This is a genomic window from Jiella sonneratiae (genome assembly GCF_017353515.1).
Taxonomy (GTDB): Bacteria; Pseudomonadota; Alphaproteobacteria; order Rhizobiales; family Rhizobiaceae; genus Jiella; species Jiella sonneratiae.
In genome coordinates, this window is record NZ_JAFMPY010000009.1 from 1 (window position 1) to 17,743 (window position 17,743).

15 protein-coding genes are annotated in these 17,743 nt (G+C 63.1%); 5 read left to right on the forward strand and 10 right to left on the reverse strand.

Annotated elements, in window-relative coordinates:
* The coding region (locus tag J1C47_RS10345) for a response regulator (protein WP_207350692.1) at window positions 1–588 on the forward strand (588 nt) is incomplete at its 5' end.
* A gap of 168 nt (window positions 589–756) precedes the next feature.
* Here the strand turns inward: J1C47_RS10345 and J1C47_RS10350 are convergent.
* Complete coding sequence (locus J1C47_RS10350; protein WP_207350693.1) at window positions 757–2,664, reverse strand: methyl-accepting chemotaxis protein; 1,908 nt, start codon at window positions 2,662–2,664, stop codon at window positions 757–759.
* 10 nt (window positions 2,665–2,674) lie between these two features.
* Window positions 2,675–3,676, reverse strand: a complete 1,002-nt coding sequence (locus J1C47_RS10355; RefSeq protein ID WP_207350694.1) for a cytochrome-c peroxidase — start codon at window positions 3,674–3,676, stop codon at window positions 2,675–2,677.
* A gap of 451 nt (window positions 3,677–4,127) precedes the next feature.
* Between J1C47_RS10355 and J1C47_RS10360 the strand changes: the two genes are divergently transcribed.
* Window positions 4,128–5,696 carry an ISL3 family transposase gene (locus J1C47_RS10360; RefSeq protein ID WP_207350695.1) on the forward strand — a complete coding sequence of 523 codons (1,569 nt, stop codon included), beginning with the start codon at window positions 4,128–4,130 and terminating at the stop codon, window positions 5,694–5,696.
* A gap of 49 nt (window positions 5,697–5,745) precedes the next feature.
* Here the strand turns inward: J1C47_RS10360 and J1C47_RS10365 are convergent, their stop codons facing one another.
* Window positions 5,746–5,877: a DUF2958 domain-containing protein gene (locus J1C47_RS10365; protein WP_207350696.1), complete on the reverse strand. Its 132-nt coding sequence runs from the start codon at window positions 5,875–5,877 to the stop codon at window positions 5,746–5,748.
* 269 nt (window positions 5,878–6,146) lie between these two features.
* On the opposite strand from J1C47_RS10365, the gene J1C47_RS10370 reads away from it, so the two are divergent.
* Complete coding sequence (locus J1C47_RS10370; RefSeq protein ID WP_207350697.1) at window positions 6,147–6,533, forward strand: helix-turn-helix domain-containing protein; 387 nt, start codon at window positions 6,147–6,149, stop codon at window positions 6,531–6,533.
* 72 nt (window positions 6,534–6,605) lie between these two features.
* Here J1C47_RS10370 and J1C47_RS10375 read toward each other — a convergent pair whose 3' ends face one another.
* Window positions 6,606–7,115 (reverse strand): hypothetical protein, encoded by a 510-nt coding sequence (locus J1C47_RS10375; RefSeq protein WP_207350698.1) that lies wholly within the window; start codon window positions 7,113–7,115, stop codon window positions 6,606–6,608.
* A gap of 1,079 nt (window positions 7,116–8,194) precedes the next feature.
* On the opposite strand from J1C47_RS10375, the gene J1C47_RS10380 reads away from it, so the two are divergent.
* The gene (locus J1C47_RS10380) at window positions 8,195–8,590 is read left to right on the forward strand and encodes a hypothetical protein (protein ID WP_207350699.1); all 396 of its coding nucleotides are present in this window, start codon (window positions 8,195–8,197) and stop codon (window positions 8,588–8,590) included.
* A gap of 52 nt (window positions 8,591–8,642) precedes the next feature.
* On the opposite strand, the gene J1C47_RS10385 is transcribed toward J1C47_RS10380, so the two are convergent.
* Together J1C47_RS10385 and J1C47_RS10390 are read right to left on the reverse strand one after the other, a co-directional pair.
* The gene (locus J1C47_RS10385; protein WP_207350700.1) at window positions 8,643–11,183 is read right to left on the reverse strand and encodes a DUF3987 domain-containing protein; all 2,541 of its coding nucleotides are present in this window, start codon (window positions 11,181–11,183) and stop codon (window positions 8,643–8,645) included.
* An 8-nt stretch (window positions 11,184–11,191) separates the two neighbouring features.
* Window positions 11,192–11,401 (reverse strand): hypothetical protein, encoded by a 210-nt coding sequence (locus tag J1C47_RS10390; protein WP_207350701.1) that lies wholly within the window; start codon window positions 11,399–11,401, stop codon window positions 11,192–11,194.
* 140 nt (window positions 11,402–11,541) lie between these two features.
* On the opposite strand from J1C47_RS10390, the gene J1C47_RS10395 reads away from it, so the two are divergent.
* The gene (locus tag J1C47_RS10395) at window positions 11,542–12,294 is read left to right on the forward strand and encodes a helix-turn-helix domain-containing protein (RefSeq protein ID WP_207350702.1); all 753 of its coding nucleotides are present in this window, start codon (window positions 11,542–11,544) and stop codon (window positions 12,292–12,294) included.
* Window positions 12,295–12,603: 309 nt separating this feature from the next.
* Here the strand turns inward: J1C47_RS10395 and J1C47_RS10400 are convergent, their stop codons facing one another.
* From J1C47_RS10400 to J1C47_RS10415, 4 genes are all read right to left on the reverse strand, one after another.
* On the reverse strand, window positions 12,604–13,095 hold the full coding sequence (locus J1C47_RS10400; protein WP_207350703.1) for a tripartite tricarboxylate transporter TctB family protein: 492 nt from the start codon (window positions 13,093–13,095) through the stop codon (window positions 12,604–12,606).
* A gap of 13 nt (window positions 13,096–13,108) precedes the next feature.
* Window positions 13,109–14,596 carry a tripartite tricarboxylate transporter permease gene (locus J1C47_RS10405; RefSeq protein WP_207350704.1) on the reverse strand — a complete coding sequence of 496 codons (1,488 nt, stop codon included), beginning with the start codon at window positions 14,594–14,596 and terminating at the stop codon, window positions 13,109–13,111.
* 320 nt (window positions 14,597–14,916) lie between these two features.
* Window positions 14,917–15,921 carry a tripartite tricarboxylate transporter substrate binding protein gene (locus J1C47_RS10410; protein WP_207350705.1) on the reverse strand — a complete coding sequence of 335 codons (1,005 nt, stop codon included), beginning with the start codon at window positions 15,919–15,921 and terminating at the stop codon, window positions 14,917–14,919.
* Between the two features lie 513 nt (window positions 15,922–16,434).
* Window positions 16,435–17,658 carry a LysR family transcriptional regulator gene (locus tag J1C47_RS10415; RefSeq protein WP_207350706.1) on the reverse strand — a complete coding sequence of 408 codons (1,224 nt, stop codon included), beginning with the start codon at window positions 17,656–17,658 and terminating at the stop codon, window positions 16,435–16,437.
* Window positions 17,659–17,743 lie beyond the last annotated feature (85 nt).

Consider the following 17,743-nt stretch of genomic DNA (forward strand, 5'->3'; position numbering starts at 1 on the left):
AAGGGAACCGGGCTCGGCCTGTCGATGGTCCACGGCTTCGCGGCGCAGTCGGGCGGGCGCTTCGCGCTCGAGAGCCAGCCCGGCGCCGGCACCACGGCCGAGATCTGGCTGCCGGTCGCCGCCGCTGTGCGCGAGCTGAGGGCGCCGCAGATGCCGGCGCCGCGACAGCCGGTCTCGAGCCCGGCCCTGACGATCCTCGCGGTCGACGACGACGCCCTGGTGCTGATGGGCACGACGGCGATCCTCGAAGACCTCGGCCATCGGGTTCTGGAAGCCTCGTCCGGGACGAAGGCCCTCGAGATACTGGAGGACGAGCGGGTGGATGTGGTCGTCACCGATCAGGCGATGCCCCACATGACCGGGCTTCAGCTGATCGCCCGGATCCACGAGCGGCATCCCGCGATGCCGGTCATCCTGGCCAGCGGCTATGCCGACCTTCCGGCGAGCGCCGAGCGGGACGTCCAGCGGCTGTCGAAGCCGTTCTCCGAACGCCAGCTCGCGGAGGCGATCGCCGCGTCGCTGGCGACGGCCAAGGCCAGCAACGTGACGTTTCTCAGCAAGGAAAGAATGCGCCGCGACATCCTGTGAAAAATGGGGCGCCAGTTCGGCACAGGCGGTTTGCGGATCCTGTGTTTAAGTTAAACAGCCTAGCACGGACCGACCTGCCTCGGCATTTGTTTGAAACGCTGCAAATTGCTTCAGCGCCCCCTCCGACAACAAGAGCATATGATATTCAATATATGATATTGGATATCTTTAGGCTACCCGCCGAAGCCGTCCGTGGACGGCTGAGTCCACTGGCTTGTCGGCTCGAAACTGCGCGATCATGGCGATGAGATCGCTCGCCTGACATGTCATGTCCGCGACGGACCGGACAGTGTCCTCGACCATGCTGGCGTTCTCCTGGGTCAGCGTGTCTATTTTGCCGACCGCTACGTTGATGCCGAGGACGCCTTCGGATTGCTCGCGTGCGCCTGCCGAGATCGAACGGATATGCTCGTCGATTTCCGCAATCTGGGCCTGGATCGTGTCGATAGACGTGCCGGCGACATTAACGAGATTCACGCCGGATTGAACCTCGTTCCGCGTCTTGCCGATCAATGCCTTGATGCCTCTGGCAGCCTCCGCGGCGCGTTGTGCCAAGGCACGGACTTCTTGGGCGACGACGGCAAAGCCAGATCCTGCCGGACCCGCCCGCGCCGCTTCGACTCCGGCATTGAGGGCGAGAAGGTTTGTCTGGAAAGCGATCTCATCGATCATGTCCGTGATGGCACCGATCTCACCAGATGCCTGTTCAATCCGGCCCATGGCAACAACAGCGTCGCGGACAATTGTGCTGGACTTGTCCGAATTCGCCCGCGCCTCGGTGACACGCGCCATGGCGTCCTTTGCCCGCTGCTCGGACTGCTTGACCGTCTGGGTGATCTCGGCCAGCGTTCGCCTCGTGTCCACGAGCGAGGATGCTTGGAACTCGGTACGGCGCGACAGGTCCTGCGCGCTGCCTTCAAGCGTTGAGGAGACCCGACTAACGGTTTCGGCGGCAGCCCGGATCGAACGGATAAGCGGTACGAGCTTACCGAAGGTCGTATTGACTGATTCCTGCAGATCAGCGAAGGCGCCGGCAGCCTCGCCCTCCATGCGCTGGTTGAGGTCGCCCTCGGCCAGACCGCGCATCACCTTCGAGATTGACGTGACATTGGTGTCGACAGTGTCGACCAGCTCATTGGCATTTTGAGCAAGAACATTGAGGTCGGACATGGTAAACCGTGTCTCGACCCGGCCTGAGAAATCGCCCTGGACCGCCCTATCCATCATTGCCGACATCTCGGCGATCAGCTGCGCCATTTCGTCGGAATAACGCCGGCGTTCCCGCTGCGTAGCGCCGCTTTCTTGTTCCAGCCGAGTCCTCGCCTCAGCATTGTCGCGGAAGACTTCGAGTGCCGCGACCATCCGATTGATCTCAGCGGTGATACTCTTGCGCGGAAGATCGATATCCGTTCGTCCGTCGGCGAGAGCCTTCATTGCGGCGGTGACCTGCAGAAGCGGCCGGGTGATGCCACCCGCGATCAACAGGCACAGGACGAGGGCGATCGCACCGCCCCCGGCCAGCATGATGAGTTCCCCACGGATATCGGCGACTAAGGCGGAATTGGCTTCGGCACTCATCTCCTGCGCGGTCTTGCCGACCAAAGTGTCGACAGCTGCAGTCCCATCGAGCACTACCTGCTGCTCACGCTTCAGTTTTTCCGCGGTTGGTATAGCGGTCGCCGGCGTCAGGCCAAGCGAGATCTTCAGGTCATCGCGCCAGATCTCATAGGACGCAGCAAGCGCAGAAACCTGCTGTTTGATCCTGGGCGATAGATCATTTTCGGAAAATTCGCCGAGAAGCCTGTCGATCGCATCGTCATGCTTCCTAAACAGCGTCTCGACCTCTGCCTCCGGTACAAAAGTGGTCATGGTCAGGATACGGCTGAGATCCTCACGCATGGCGTTAACCTCGATGGCCACCTCGGTCGACTTGGCGCGAGCATCGAGTGCTCGGTCGACCACCGTCTGCACGGCGCGCTGCCCCTCTTCCGCCTGACGGCCGATGAGAAAGGAAACGCCGACGCCGGCCAGGATGGCGAGAACAAGCGGCAGGATGATCTGCAAACGAAGCGGCATGGAACTACTCTCAGTTTGGCAGAGTGGGGAGAGAGGCTTCTTGCTGATCGGCGGTCATCGAGTGCATGAAGGCGACGAGATCGGCGCGCTCCGCGTCGGTCAGACTGAAGGGCCGCATCAGCGGCGAGCGTGACGGTCGATCCAAGCCACCGCTCTCGTAGTGTATGACCACCTCCTCCAGCGTCTGCAGGGAGCCGTTGTGCATGAACGGCGCGCGATAGGCGGTGTTGCGCAAGCCAGGGGTCTTGAACGCATGCAGGGCGAGCGGATTGTCGGGCTCGAGCTTGGCGCGGCCGATATCTTCAGTCGCCAGACCGATGTCGTGGAACTTGTTGTCGGTGAAGTTCCAGCCGGTGTGACAGCCAGAGCACCCGGCCTTTCCGGTGAAGAGACCGAAGCCGCGTTTGGCGCTATCCGAGACAGCAGTAGCGTCGCCGTCGACCCATCGGTCGAAGGGAGACCAACCTGTCACAATTGTGCGTTCATAGGTGGCGATGGCCGTCAAGACGTTGGCTTTCGTAATGCCTTCACCGGGGAACACTTGCTCGAACCAGCGGACATAGTCCGCCACATCGCCGAGATCGCCGACGATGGTGTGGAAGTCGCCGTTCATTTCGGCCGCGGCAGTGATCGGGCCTTCGGCCTGCGCCTCGAGCGTCGGCGCACGACCGTCCCAAAAATGGGGGCTGACCCAGGCCATGTTCAGCACGGTGGGGGAGTTCCTGGCGAGCGGTGTGTTTGCGGCGCCGACTGAGCCCGCGACTGGCGCCTCATATCCGAAGGAGGGATTGTGGCAGCTGGCGCAGTTCATGTTCTTGGCGCCGGAGAGACGCGGATCAAAGAACAGCATCTTGCCGAGCGTCGCCAACTGCGGTGAATACCGAGCCGCTCCTTCAAACGGAATAGTAAGCGGGCGCTTGTAATCTGCCAGTTCTGCGGCAACCGCTCCGAAGGAGATAACACAACCCACAATGCCTGAGAGTACGCTAAGAGAAAAATGGACCCTCGTCATGTGCTCCCTCATAGGCATTTTTTACGGAAGTGATTAGTGTTCCCCTTACGCAGAGATAATCGGAAAATCATTAAGTTTGCATTTCACACGCTTTTTCCCCAACGGGGGCGCAGATGTTTTTCATCCAGGGGCAACAAGAAATTTTTGTTAAATCAGAAGTAGAAATCTTGTGCGTGCAAGGTGTTTGCCGTGCGGATCATTTCGGCCTTCATCCGTGTGGCTGTTCGCCCTTAGGCGAAACCACATGCGCGGCCTCCCGCTCTTCTGGATGGCCCCGGCCCGGCACGCCACTTCGGCATTGTAGCTGCCGAAGCAAAACTGGTTCTCCCGCACTTTGTGTGGATCGGGAGGAGTCTTTTTGGTCGCGAGAGACACATCGCTGGATTCGCAATGAATCCAGGATCCACCGATGGGCCGGCGCCTTCTTCCTCTTGTCCCCGAAATAATCCACGTGGTGGAGATCGTTAGTGATCCGGATCGGATCGTCATTTGCAGCCGCCTGAAGACCATCCCGGTGTCGTGTCCGGGCTGCGGAATGCCATCGCGGGCGTATCATGGGCACTACGATCGCGTCGTCGCCGATCCTCCCTGGCAGGGGAAGCCGGTCTGCCTGCGGATTCGGCTGCGCCGATTTGCCTGCCAGAACCTTTCCTGCGGACGACGGACATTCTCCGAACCCGTGCAGGCTCTGGCCCGACCCTTCGCGCGTCGCTCCGAGCGGTTGCGGGAAGTCCAACGTCATCTGGGGCTTGCTCTTGGCGGCGAAGCCGCCGAACGACTGTCGCATCGTCTCGGCATGCGCACGAGCGCCGACACCCTCCTGCGTCTCGTTCGTGCCGGGGTCCCCGCGGCCGCGACCGCAGCTCCGCGGGTCGTCGGCATCGATGAATGGGCATGGCGCCGCGGACGGCGATACGGAACGATGATCGTCGATCTGGAGCGGAATGAGATCATCGACCTGCTTCCGGACCGGGATGCGAAGACGCTGGCGGCCTGGTTGAAGGAGCGCCCCACAATCGAGGTTATCGCGCGTGATCGCGCGGAGGTCTTCGCCGAAGGCATTCGCGGCGGAGCTCCAGGAGCGCGGCAGGTCGTCGATCGGTGGCACCTTTTGTGCAATGTCAGCGCCGTCTTTCAGGTAGCGGTCTCCGCCCACCATCGGCAGATCAAGGAAATCGCCGACGCGGTTCGTACGGCCGAACGACAGGCCGCGCATCGGGACAGCGTCACCAGACGGATGCCGACGGCGGCCGAACGCGAGAGTCAGGCGCGCCATGCACCGCGGGCTGAGAAGTACGCCGAGATGATGCTGCTCCTGGCAGCCGGCACCAGTCAGGCGGCCGTTTCGAGGACCCTGGGGCTGGATCGCAAGACAGTGCGGCGGTGGATCCGGCAGAGCGGTCCGCCGCGATGGCGGAAGCCGAAGCGGGCGAAGGCAATCGATCCTTACCGCGCCTATCTCGAGCAGCGCTGGCAAGAGGGGTGTCGAAATGGCGCCGAGCTCGGCCGGGAACTGGCGCGTCAGGGCGCCGACATCCGTCCACGCATCGTTCGAGACTGGGCGACTTGCCGACGGCGCGAAGGTGCTGATCGGCTCGATGCGGAACAAGGTCCGAATGGACGTCGATGGCGACCGCCTTCGACGAACCGCACGACGCGGCTGCTCCAGTGCGATCCCGGCAAGCTTGCCGGCGAGGACCGTCGCTTTGTTGACGACATCAGGCAGGAGATCCCCGAACTGTCCGCCGTCGTAGAGCTAATCGGGCGTCTCACCAGGCTGCTGCGTTGCCAATCGGACGAAAGCCTGCTCGACTGGTTCAAGGATGCCGCGGGCACGCCGCTGGCGCGTTTTGCCGCCACGCTCTCCCGCGACGCCGACGCGGTCGCCGCGGCGATCGAATTGCCTTGGACCACCAGCCCGGTCGAAGGGCAGATCAGCCGGCTGAAAATGGTCAAGCGAACGATGTACGGCCGAGCAGGCTTCGACCTCCTTCGTCAGCGTGTCCTGGCACCGACATGACCACACAAAGTGCGGGAGAACCAAAATTCACGCGGCGTTGACAGTTCGGTCAGGAGCCAGTTGCATTGGCATCCGGCGTGAACAGCTTCAACACCGGCAAAGGGTCGATATCCTCGCCGGCGGCGGAGCGGCTGCCGTTCTCGAGCATGGTCGCGCGTTGGGCGTTGGTGATGAGGGTCATGTGGGGTTCTCCCGTTGATTGCTCTTTGCCCTGACGGGCACGGGAGAAGGCGCACGCCGGCTTCAATCCGGCAGTCCTGCCCAACACGGTCTGGTGCGGGCCGGGCATGGATGGACGGATGCCGGCGGGCAGACACGACCCTGCCGAAGGGCGGCGAGCAACGGGGCCCCCTCCAGGCCGTCACCACACCACGAAAGACCCGGCAACGGTTGCAACCGATTCTGCCGGCGCGATAGCATTTGCGGGGAAAAGCTTGGCATAGAGGTGCGATGGCACGGCGCCAACGACAGGACAGGGAGCTGGATGCAGCGATCGGCCGTCGCCTGCGGATGCATCGCCTCGCGCGCGGTATGATCCAGATGGAGCTCGCCCGGGCGCTGGGTGTGTCCGATCAACAGATCCAGAAGTACGAACAGGGCCACATCCGCCTCAGCGCCAGCCGGCTGCAGCGGGCGGCCGAGGTGCTGGACCTGCCGATCAGCGCGTTCCTTTACGAGCCTGCCGCTCCCGGAACCGCAGATGATGACCTGATCGTCTTTGCCACGACGGTCGAGGGCTTTGACCTCAATCGCGCCTTTGCGGCGATCGCTGACCGTCACGTCCGCCGCAACGTCATCCGGCTGGTCGAGGCGATCGCCAAGGATGCCGCCCGGTAACGGGCCGGCAGGGGCCGGTGCCGCAAGCACCTGCCCCCGTCTCCTCACTGGCTCCAGGATGGCAGTCTCAGCTCACGGAACGATCGCGCCGAGAACCTGTCCGACATTGCCCTGATAGGTCAGCAGCTTGTCGGCGGTGTCGCCGAGGATCTTGCTGCCGCCCTTCTGGTACCAGTTGTCGGAGCAGGCGGTTCCGCGGGTCTTCTGCATGTCGATCTTGCGCAGGCCGGTTGCCGGATCGCGGCGCACGGTGGCGAAGATGCAGCCGATCTCGGCGAAGCTGAGCGGAATGCAGTAGGCCGTGGGGAGCTGGGCGTTGCTCATCAGCAGCCAGCCGCTGTTCCCGCTGCACTTGGCATGCATGTCCATGATGTTGCCGGACGTCCCGTCGGCGAAGGTGATGTTCGCATTGAGCGGAGTCCAGGCGCTGTCGACAGCGGGGACGTTGGCGCCGTTGAGAAGGATCGGCTCCTTGGTGGCGTTGATGACGACGGCGTAGGTGTCGGCGAAGGCGACGGCCGGAGCGAGCGTTCCGACCAGCGGCAGCAGGGCGGAGAGGAGGATCTTGCGAAGGCTGCGCATGGGAGTGTTCCTGAAGCTTGGGGAGGCGGGCGAACCATTTCGCCGGCATCAGGAACCTAGCGACGAGGGGGCTTTGTCCGCTGTGACCGGGATCACCACGGGATTGCCTCTGGACCTTCCTCTCTTGCCGCCCCGCGCAACGACGGCAATTGCTGATCGCATATGTCTTATGTCGGGCGGAGTTCGCGGCCCAGCGAGCCTCGGAGAGCAATAGGCGCTCTGGCATCCCTGCGGACGGGGGAAAGCTGCAAAGCCGGATCTCACGCCGCTCTCGGCCTCGGCTGGTACGACCTCATCACCTACCCGTAGGCACGCGATTCATCCGGGTGAGATGGTATGAGATGCGGTGAACCAGGGCGGGCTACAGTGATACGCCAAGGGCCTTGCAACCCGATTCCTCTCTCGCTCCGGGTCCTCCCTTTTACGGTGCTGCTACCGGGGGAAGCGCCGAGCGCGGTCTGTGGGAGTTTTTCAATTAATTTCGAGATTTTTTCAGGGGATGCCCGGAATATTGCCTTCGATTAACCGGATAGAGGTTAAATGTAGCAATAAATCATTTCTGCGCAGCGATGCGAACGGAATAATTCTAGCGATTTCAGTATCTTACGATTTTCTGCGTTATCTGCTACACTTCCCTAGACATATATATATATCTCTCTCTCTTTATATATAGGGGCGTCGGAATCGTAGCAGAAAATGCAGAAAACTCGAAAGCCCTATGTAGCAGGGGTTTGAGGGTCGTCGAATTAGTGAATCGGCCGTAGCAGAAATAGCAGAAAATCAAGAACCGGGATGTGTCGGGACGTTTTTCTGCGGATCGACCATCGCCGTCGTTATCTGCTTGCTTCCGCATTTGCATCGAAAATGAGCGGCGGCCAGACGTATCGGCAAATCGTCGCTCAAGCGCGGTGGCAATAATCGCCACGGAATAAGCGTGACGTGCTCGCATTCGAGGCATCGGACTTCAAGCCAAACCGTTCGCGCCGTAAATCGGAAATGGTGGGAAGCATAGTCGCGAGCATCGCAGCATGTGAGAAATTGACCTATCCGTTTAAGAGCGGATGCAAGGGACGGTTTCAATGCGCTTCTTAATTCAGATCGGCATTCCACTCATCGCGATCCTTGTCGCCTTGTCAGCGGTATCGCCGGATGTCGCCCTTCGGAATCTCAGCGATTGGGCGGAGGTTTTCGGTATCGTTGCTTTGGCGAACGCACAACCCTCACCGTTTGCGCTTCGCTTCGCGGGGGTGATCCTAGCCTTAGCCGGTGGCATCATTGGCTACGCTCAGGCGGCGAGGATGTTGGACGGTCGGCGATGGGCAAAGCGGCATGAGGAGCACGTTGCCGAACTGGAAGCGGCGCGTGGCCGACTGGCAAAGGCGCAGTCCGAAGTCGCCGATAGCGCAAAAGAGAACCTACGTCTCGCTGAGGAATTGGCAGCGACGATCAAGACGGCCAAGGCGGAGAAGAAATGAAAAACCCCGCCGATTTCTCAGCGGGGCTCTACATCGGAAATTCCGAGGTTGTCTATTTTCCCAGCAATTCCCATAGCCGGGGGTTGATGCCGTAGTCCTTGGACGGCCGGCCGCCCTTCGTCCCACGCCTGTCTTGCGTGATCGGATAGAGCCAGTTGAGCGTGATCAGCATGTTCGCTGCCTCCTCCATCTCCTCAGCGCGGCTGCGCGAGGTCATGCCGGGGATGCCCGCCTCGCGGCGAAGCTGAGACAGGTTCACACGCTCGGGCTTGTTCTCGACGATCCATTCCGCCACATGCCGCGCGTTCTTGCGCTCTTGCGTCTCTGTGGCGTGCTGCCACACGCGCCTCTGCATGGGCTTGAGGTAGGTTTCGCGGAAGAAGATCGCGCGCTCGACGAGCGACACATCGAACTGCTCGGGGAGATGGCCAACGCCGAAGTCGAAGCCGTGCTCAAGCGCCCACAGCCAAAGGGCGATGCGGCCGATGAGACCTTCGGACTTGGCGTAGACGGATTGGAGGCGGATTGCTCCCCGCGCCTCCGTCCGAACCCGCTCGTTGATCCACTCGTTGAAGAGATGGCTCGCCTTTCGAGAGAACGGAATGACGTGCGGCACGGGGCCGTGAGCGCCGTCCGCCATGGGGATGTCCTCGTTGAGCTTCCGAAGCATCTTCTCAAGCCGCACAGAGCGGTCAGGGGCGCTCTTGTGAGCGTCGATGTGGAACCACTCCGGCCAGAAGGGCATGAAGCGCGAGACAAGGCCGTCGTCGGCGTTCTGTAGGCTCGTCAGTTGGAGGAGCTTGTCAGGCTGGATGCCGCCGATGATCGACTGGTTGAAGCGTGGGATATGGACGGGCTTGCCGTCATACTTCACCCGGTCGATCGTCGTCTCATCGGCGTCGTAGGACTTCAGATGCTCGCCGCGATCGGAGGAAGCCGAGTAGCGTTCATGGTCGCCGATCCACTGGCCGAGTTCCTGGCTGACGACGCCGACGCCTCGCGGCTGGCGGAACTGCATCAGTGCCATGGCCTCGATCGTCGCGTTTGTCGTGATCAAGCGCGGCTGTGGCGGCTCGGGCGGTATCTCGGAACCGGCGAAGCGGGCGGGTGCGTCCTCGCCTTTCTCGCGCGCAGCGACGCAAGCCGCCTTCCAGCGTTTATAAACCGCCTCGGCGATGGCTTTGTCTTCGTCCCATTGCTCGTGGCGAATATGCCACACGCTCATATGATCGCTCTCGATGCCGGTCAGGGCGCGAGCAAAGGGTGAGATCGAGGGTGTCTTCTTCACGGATGGGGCGCCGATGATCATTCCCCAAAACGTCGAGGGTTGCATGAAGCCCGGCTTCAGTTGGACTTGAATCGCGTTTCCGATCGCGACGGCGACCGAATACATCGCCGAGCACATCGAGAAATCCACCGCGCCTTTCGAGTTCACGGACATGTCGCGCAGGAAGTCGGCGACGCCGGCCGTGAAGATGTAGTCGAGATCGGGGACGGGGGCCGGCGTGGACGTGTGTGCGAGGATCGACATGTCCGGGTCGTCGCTCCGCTTCTCGGGTTTGCTCTTGGACAGCCCGTCGCGGTCGATCTCAATCTCAGCATCATCGTCGTCGAAGAGTCGCGTGATCTCGCGGCGCGACATTGGCGGCGGGCCGTCGTCCTCGATCTCCTCGAAGAATTCCCGGTTCTCCGCCATCGACTCGTTGTGCTCGGTATCGTGGACACGCTGGATCACCGTCCGCATGGTGATGAGCTTGCCCCGCGATTCATTGTTGCGGATCGAGCGGTATTGCTGCCTGGCGACGCGCAGATCGAACTTGTCGGGGCAGCGGCGCGAGAACTCAAGGAAGATCGGAAGGCCGGCGTCGCCAAGCTCATGCTTGATCGCCATGGCGGTTTCGATCCACGTCTCGCGATCGTCGGCGTCCCAATCTTCGAGGCGCGCCACCCAATCGGCGACCTCGTCTTCCGATAGCTCGAGTCGCTCGTCGGAAAGATGGTCGGAATCCTCGACGTAGACATACGGCGCCAGCACGTCGGCCTCGACGACCGGAATGCCGTCGAAGAGATCGAAGGGGATTTCCCATCGATAGGGCTTGCCGGTATCCGGGTGGATCGAGGGGGCCATTGCCACCTGCTTGCCAGTCCCGAAAAGCTCGATCTCCCATGCGCGGCCACGTTTGCCGCTTGCGCGTCGAGTCATCCGGTCGGACCTGGCGAGCTTCACCGACCGGAAGGCGACGGGGCAGAGAAAAAAGATGTGGAAGGATGCGCCCGCCGATCCCGACTTCTGGCGGGGGAACATGCGCCAGCGCGTGCCGAACATCGTCGTCAGAAGTGCCTCGACTTCGGCGACGCCGGCCTTGTCGTGGATGTCCACGTCGGCGGCATGAAGGTAATGTCCGTCGATCACTGACGGCTCGCCGAGCCGCAGTCCGATGTTGCAGGCCGAGCGTTTGAAACGCTTCTGCAATTGCGCATAAGGCGTGCGGGGCAGATTCGACCAATCGTCGTCGATCGGCGCCTTCGAGCGCGACCGAAGGGGGTGCAATGCCGCTCCGGCGATGATGAGCCGCCTGTTCTCCTCCAGCATGATATGGTTCAACGCGTGACAAACTGGAGGAGAGTTGTCGCGGACAGTGATGCGCCTTCAAGCGCGAGCAGCTGATGCACGCGGCGCCCGGGCACGGCTCCGTCCGAAAGCCACTTGTAGATGGCCTTGTCGCTGACCTGCAGGTCGGCAGCGAGACGAGCGATATCCAACTGGCCGATCAATCGTGACGAGCGATAGTGGGGCAGACCTTGCATCAAGGTCGCCCTCAGAGACGATTGCCGCCCAGCAAGGGCTTGCGCTGACTTATGCATGTTCCGCTTCCCATGAATCGGCTCAAGTGATATGAGAAACGTGTCACGTTTAAAGTGAAATCGTCAACTGAAAGGTGATTTCTGCTGTGGATAATCCCGAAAGCGAAGGCGAGAGATTATCTGGTGCCAAGCGGCACAAACGAAGCTCGGATATCTCAAAAGGCCCAAGGCTCGCAGAGGATTTCGGGCGACGCCTGACCCAGGCGTGCGACAATCATGAAATGTGCCCGCCGCTGAACCTGGGGCGCCTGTCGTGGATTCAGACCCAACTCGATAAGCGCTATGGCGAAACCGTCTCGACGGAGTCCGTTCGCAAGTGGCTCTCGGGTCTCGGCCGGCCGCGCCACGACAAGGTGGAGAAGCTTGCGGAACTTCTGAAAGTCGATCCGTCCTGGCTCAATTTCGGCACGACTCCCGACGACGATATGAAGCGCGTCGGGGCAACCCAAAATGCCGCCGTCAACTTAGTTTCGGGCATCATGCTTGCGCAGGGCGTTCCCGTCGCGATTCCTGACGACAATGATCCGATGGGGAACGCCGTCAACCTCTACGCTGTGATCGGCGGGCGGAACCTGCGCATCTATGCCACCTTCGGAACGGTGAAGGGCGAAACGGTCCGCTTCTATGCCCCCATCGAGTTCGAGCATGTGAACGTGGTTCTGGTCGTGCCGACAGAGAGCGAGATGGCTTTCCGGCTCTTCCATGTCCTGCCCTCGGCGATCTCGAAATACGGTCACAAGAGGGGCGGCTTCATCGAAATGGCCGGCTCGATCGGCACATCTGTGGCCGTCAGGGACGTTGATTGCCCCGAGATCAAGCACGTCAAATCCGCGCTCTGACGCAGGTTGAGACGGGGTGCAACGGGTTGCACAGTTCGCAATGTTACGTATTTTTTACGTATTATTTTTGGTGTGACTTCTAAAATGAAGGAAAATCATGTGCTTAGGGGATTTCTCGATTCCGCCCCTGGGCACCATTTTCCTCTCGTTCGAATATCTGATGCGGTGTCGCGGATCGGGCGGATGTCGCCCGTAGGGCCGCATCGCGGACTGACGGCCGAAATCGCCCGTCGCGCGGCCGCCGGGCCGGTTGGCGTGCTCCCCCGGGCGCCCGAGGGGCCGGAGCCTCGCTGTTCAGGTCCCTATCCGTCAGTGCTGCAGGGCGTAGATCCACTCGATCAGCGCCTCGTCGAGCGCGCCCAGCGGCACCGGGACGTAGAGCACCGTCGTGAAGAGGACGGAGAACAGGATCGCGAACACCGCCGCGACCAGCGCCGCCAACAAGAGACTGCGCGTCTTCAGGACGTAGAGCGAGGCAAAGATCGCCAGCGCCGTCGCGATCATGAAGCCGATGACCGGCAGCACCCACCAATAGGCGAGCCACACCGCGACGAAGGCGGCAAGGCGCAGCTGGCGGGCCGAAGGCGCCGTCAGGATCGCGTTGAGCTTGCCGTCCAGCGGCGCCTTGCCGGCCCATCCCGCGACCTCCCGGACGGCGACAACGGCGCTGCTGACGACGACCAGCACGATCATCACCAGCGGATAGGTCCGCGCGGCCGGGCTGATCCCCGGAAGCTGCAGGGCGAGCAGGAGCCCGAAACCGGTGATGATCGCGAAGGAGGCGACGTTGAAGATCCGCATGGCTTTCCGCCTTTCAGCCCATGGGAACGGCGCTGCCGCCCGTGCGCCGCTTGAACACCGCGTAGACCACCATTGCGACGGTGATGGCGAGGAAGACGTCGGCGATGGGGCGGGCGAGCACGTTGCCGAGGCTTTCCGACGTCGTTGCGAGGACCACCGCCTGCTGCTCGAACAGCGGCCCGAGGATCATCGCCATGACGATCGGCAGGATGGGGATCTTCAGCGCCCGGAACCAGATCGCGACGGCGGTCGCGCCGAGCATCACGCCGACGTCGAACAGGCTGTTGTCGATCGCGAAGGCGCCGAGGATCGAGAACACCGCGATGAAGGTCGCCAGCATGCTCTGCGGCAGCTTCAGGACGACGGCGAAATAGCGCGCACCGTAGAGGCCGAAGACCATCATGAAGAGGTTGATTGCCACGAAGCCCCAGAAGAAGGTGTAAATCAGCACCGGCTGGTTGACGAAGAGCAGCGGCCCCGGCTGCAGGCCGTGCAGGGTCAGCGCTCCGATGAACACCGCCGCCGCGCCGCTGCCGGGGATGCCGAGCGAGATCAGCGGCACCAGCGAGCCGCCGACATTGGCGCTGTTCGACGCCTCGGCCGCGATCAGCCCCGCCGTCGAGCCCTTGCCGTATTTCTCGTCCTTGGCGTTGAACCGCCGTTCCAGCGCATGGGCGACGAAGGGCGTCGTCACCGGCCCGACAGCCGGCAGGATGCCGAGGAAGATGCCGATCACCGAGGAACGGAGATAGGTGAAGGGCTGGACGACGAGCGTCTTGAGGAGGGCGAGGGAGGAATTCTCCCCGCCGAAGTCGATCGCCGGTCCCTCGGTCTCGCCCAGACTCTCGAAGGCGAGATACACCGCCTGGTTCATGCAGAAGAAGCCGATCAGCACCGCCACCATGTTGAAGCCGGAATAAAGATGCACCTCGCCGAAGGTGAAGCGCGCCGCCCCCATCACCGGATCGAGCCCGATGGTCGCGATCAGCAGCCCCAGCGCCGCGCTCAGCAGGCTGCGGAGGAGCGGCGTCTCCATCATCACCACGACCACGGCGAAGCTGAACAAAAGGAGGGCGCAGTATTCCGGCGGCCCGAAGGTGAGCGCGAAGGAGGCGAGCGGCGGCGTCAGGAACATCAGCGCCAGCGCCGAGATGACGCCGCCCGTGCCGGAGGCGAGCGCCGCCGTGCCGAGCGCCCAGGGCGCGCGGCCCTCGCGGGCCATGGCATGTCCCTCCCAGCCCGTGACGATCGATGCGGGCGTGCCCGGAACGTCGACCAGGATCGCCGAGATGGAGCCGCCGAAGATCGCCCCGGCATAGATCCCGCCCAGCATGATCATGCCGTTCTCGGCGCTCATCAGAAAGGTCACCGGCACGAACAGGGCGATCGCCAGGGTCGCCGTCAGGCCGGGAATGGCCCCGAAGATGATGCCGATGACGACGCCGACGATCTCCATGAAGAGAGCCGTCGGCGAAATCGCGGCGAGCAGTCCTTCCAACATCGCAAGACCTGAACGGCGGGTGGTGAAGGGGAAAAGAGCCGGGCGCCTTTAGACCGTCCGCACCGCGACCGGGCCCGCCGGGCATCACGGGGTTCGCAGCCGGCGGCGACGATCTTCAGGTCCGTGAGATTATCGGCCCTGGTGGAGCCCCGGGGACGGGGATCGAGGATGCTGCACGCCGGGTCGCGAAAGGCGCTTTCGCCTTCCGCGACCCGACGCGTAAATCCGGCGCGCGAGCCTTGCGGCCGACCTGCCGCATTGGAGCCGCCGCCCGCGCGGCGACGGAGCGCGACCGCAGATGGTCGCGCCCGACGTCGTCGTCACTGACCGGCGGCGAGCTCGCCGTTCTGTTCCAGATAGTCGTGCACCGCTGCCTGGGATTCGTCGTAGCGCGTCTGCTGCTCGTCCATCGACTTCGGCGCGAGTTCGACCCCGACCGCCTCGAAGGCCTTCTTGGTCTCCTCGTCCGCGAGCGTCTTGGCGATCAGCGAGGCGAGATAGGCCTTCACCGCCGGGTCGGTGCCCTTGGGAACGGCGGCGAAGCGGTCGGCGCCCCAGGTGCCCGACGCCATCTCGATGCCGAGATCCTTCATCGTCGGCGCATCGGGTGCGACCGCCAGCGGCTCGTTGTCGGCCACCGCCAGCACCTTCATCTGGCCGGCTTCGATATATTGCGCGACCTCGCTGTAATAGATCGCCGACATGTCGATGTTGCCGCCGAGAAGCGCGACGAGCGCCGGCTTGCCGCCTGGGAACGGCACGATGTTGAAATCCGCACCGCTCTGCTTGGCGACGATGCGGGTCGCCATGTCGAAGGAGGCGTTGGGAATGACCCCGACCTTGAGCTTGCCGGGGTTCTCCTTGGCGTAGTCCAGGATGCCCTTGAAATCCATCTTGCCGAATTCGCTGTCGGCGCGCACCACCCAGATCACCGGCTCGAAATTGATGCCTGCGATCGGCTCGACGTCCTTTGCGGTGAACTCGGCGCCCTGCTTCAGGATGTTCATGAACATCGTCGGATTGGCGAGCACGCCGACGGTATAGCCGTCGGGCCTCGCCTGCTTGGCAACATAGGTGTTGCCGACGATGCCGCCGCCGCCGCCGTGGTTTTCCACCCGGAACTGGTTGTCGGTGACGCGCTCCATCTCCTTGGCGAGCGTGCGGGCGGTGATGTCCATGCCGCCGCCGGCAGGGTAGGAGACGACGAGGCTGATCGGCCGCGTCGGAAAGTTGTCCGGCTTCGCCGCGTCCTCCGCCCGGGCGCTTGGCGCCATCAGTCCGAAAGCCAGGGGCGCGAGGGCCAGCAGGGCTCTAATCTTCTTCATGTCATTCCTCCCATGATCGCGAGCGCCCCGGCCGCCCCGGCCGCGACGCTTCATTGTTTCGAAGAGCGATGCGACGAGCTTCGCCCATCGCCCCGCTCGCTCTTCCTGTCTGCGCATGATCGCTTCCGGAAACCAGTTTCCCTTTCCGAAATCATGCTCTGAGGGCGCTCGAGCGCGGTGCCCGATTGCAGGCCCGCCGCCGCCCGGGCGACACCGGGCGGATGGCGGCAGGTACGAAACGTCCCGTGCGACCCCTCCCGGTCGCGCCGCCGATCCCGCGTTCGCCGATGGCCGCTGCGCCGCCGCCGACTGCAGGAACAGGGCCGTCCGGCGCCACCGTGCAACCTCTGCGGCAAGACCACCACGGCGGCCGGGAAACCTCCATGACAATCTTGCTATGGAGCGTCCCAATCTGCCTATGCCGGGCGGGCGACGTGAGGCGTCCGGAAGCGATCGGCGGATCGACGGGCGATTTCGTCGTTCCGGCCGGGTCTCGCCTCGCCGTCTCGGGTCTCAGGCTTCGCCCGCGACGTCCCGGACGAGATCCAGAAATTCCGTGACCGCCGCCGTGTGCCGCACGCCGCAGCGCTGCAGAACGCAGATCGAGCGGTCGGGCAGGTCGAAGGCGAGATCGAGCGCCCTGATCCGGCCGGTGTCGCATTCGGCCTCGAACTCCCTGGTCGAGCGGAACGAGATCTGGCGCGAATGAAGAAGCAGATAGCGGATGATCGCACTCGAACTCGTCTCAACCGATCCCGTGGGCGGACGGCCCACCTCGTCCATGAACACGCGATCGAGCAGGCCGCGGGTCACGCTGCCGAACGGTGGCAGGACGAAGGGGAATTGCGCCACCTCCTCGGCCGAGAGCGCCGCGCGGTCGGCGAGCGGATGGTCGGCGGACACGAAGAGCCGCATCGGATCGGGCTTGATCGGCTCGACCGCGACGCCTTCGAGAAGCTCGGGATTGGGATGGGCGCAGATCAGGAAGTCGACGTCGCCGGCATGCATCGCACCGAGCAGAACCTGGATCGGGCCTTCGACGGTGCGGACCACCGTGCGCGGCAAGGCCCGGAGCGCCCGCTTGAGCGCTTCGGGCAGCAGCGCGGTGCGCGAATAGGCGAGACCCCCGACGCAGACGAGGCCCGAGGACGGGCTGTTGTAGGACTCCACGTCGTCGGTGATCTTGCGCAGCTCGGAGAGCACCCGCTTGAAGCAGAGGGTCGCGGCGATGCCCGCCGGCGTCGCAATCATGCCGCTCGGGGTGCGCGAGAACAGCCGCAAACCGAGATCTGATTCGAGATGGTTGATCGAGACGGAAACCGCCGGCTGGGAGATGCCGAGCAACTGGCAGGCCCGCTGCACCGATCCGAAGTCGTGGACGGCGATCAGCGCGCGCAGCCGCGAGACGTCGACATGCATGTCGAAGACCGAGGCATTCGGCCTCAGATCGCCGCTGTTTTCGGCAAAAAGCGCGTCGCGCAGCGTCGCGAGTTCGCGCTTGATGATGTCGCAGCGCGCCGCCACCAGTTCGCCCTCGGGCGTCGGCGCGACGCCTTCCAGGGAGCGCGTCAGCAGCGTCCGGCCGAATCTCTCCTCGACGATCGCCACCGATCGCGAGACCGCCGACGGGCTGCGGCTCAGCGTTTCGCTGGCGCCGGAGATGCGCCCCAGGGCTGCGACCGTGGAAAAGACGCTGAGATGTCTGAGAGAGAAGTTCTTGTCTCGTGGGTGCGGCACGCGATCGCCTGTCCTGACCGAGCCTGCACCTTACGGCATCGGCCCGAAATTCGGAATCGATTTTCGACGGGCACGATGCGTGAAA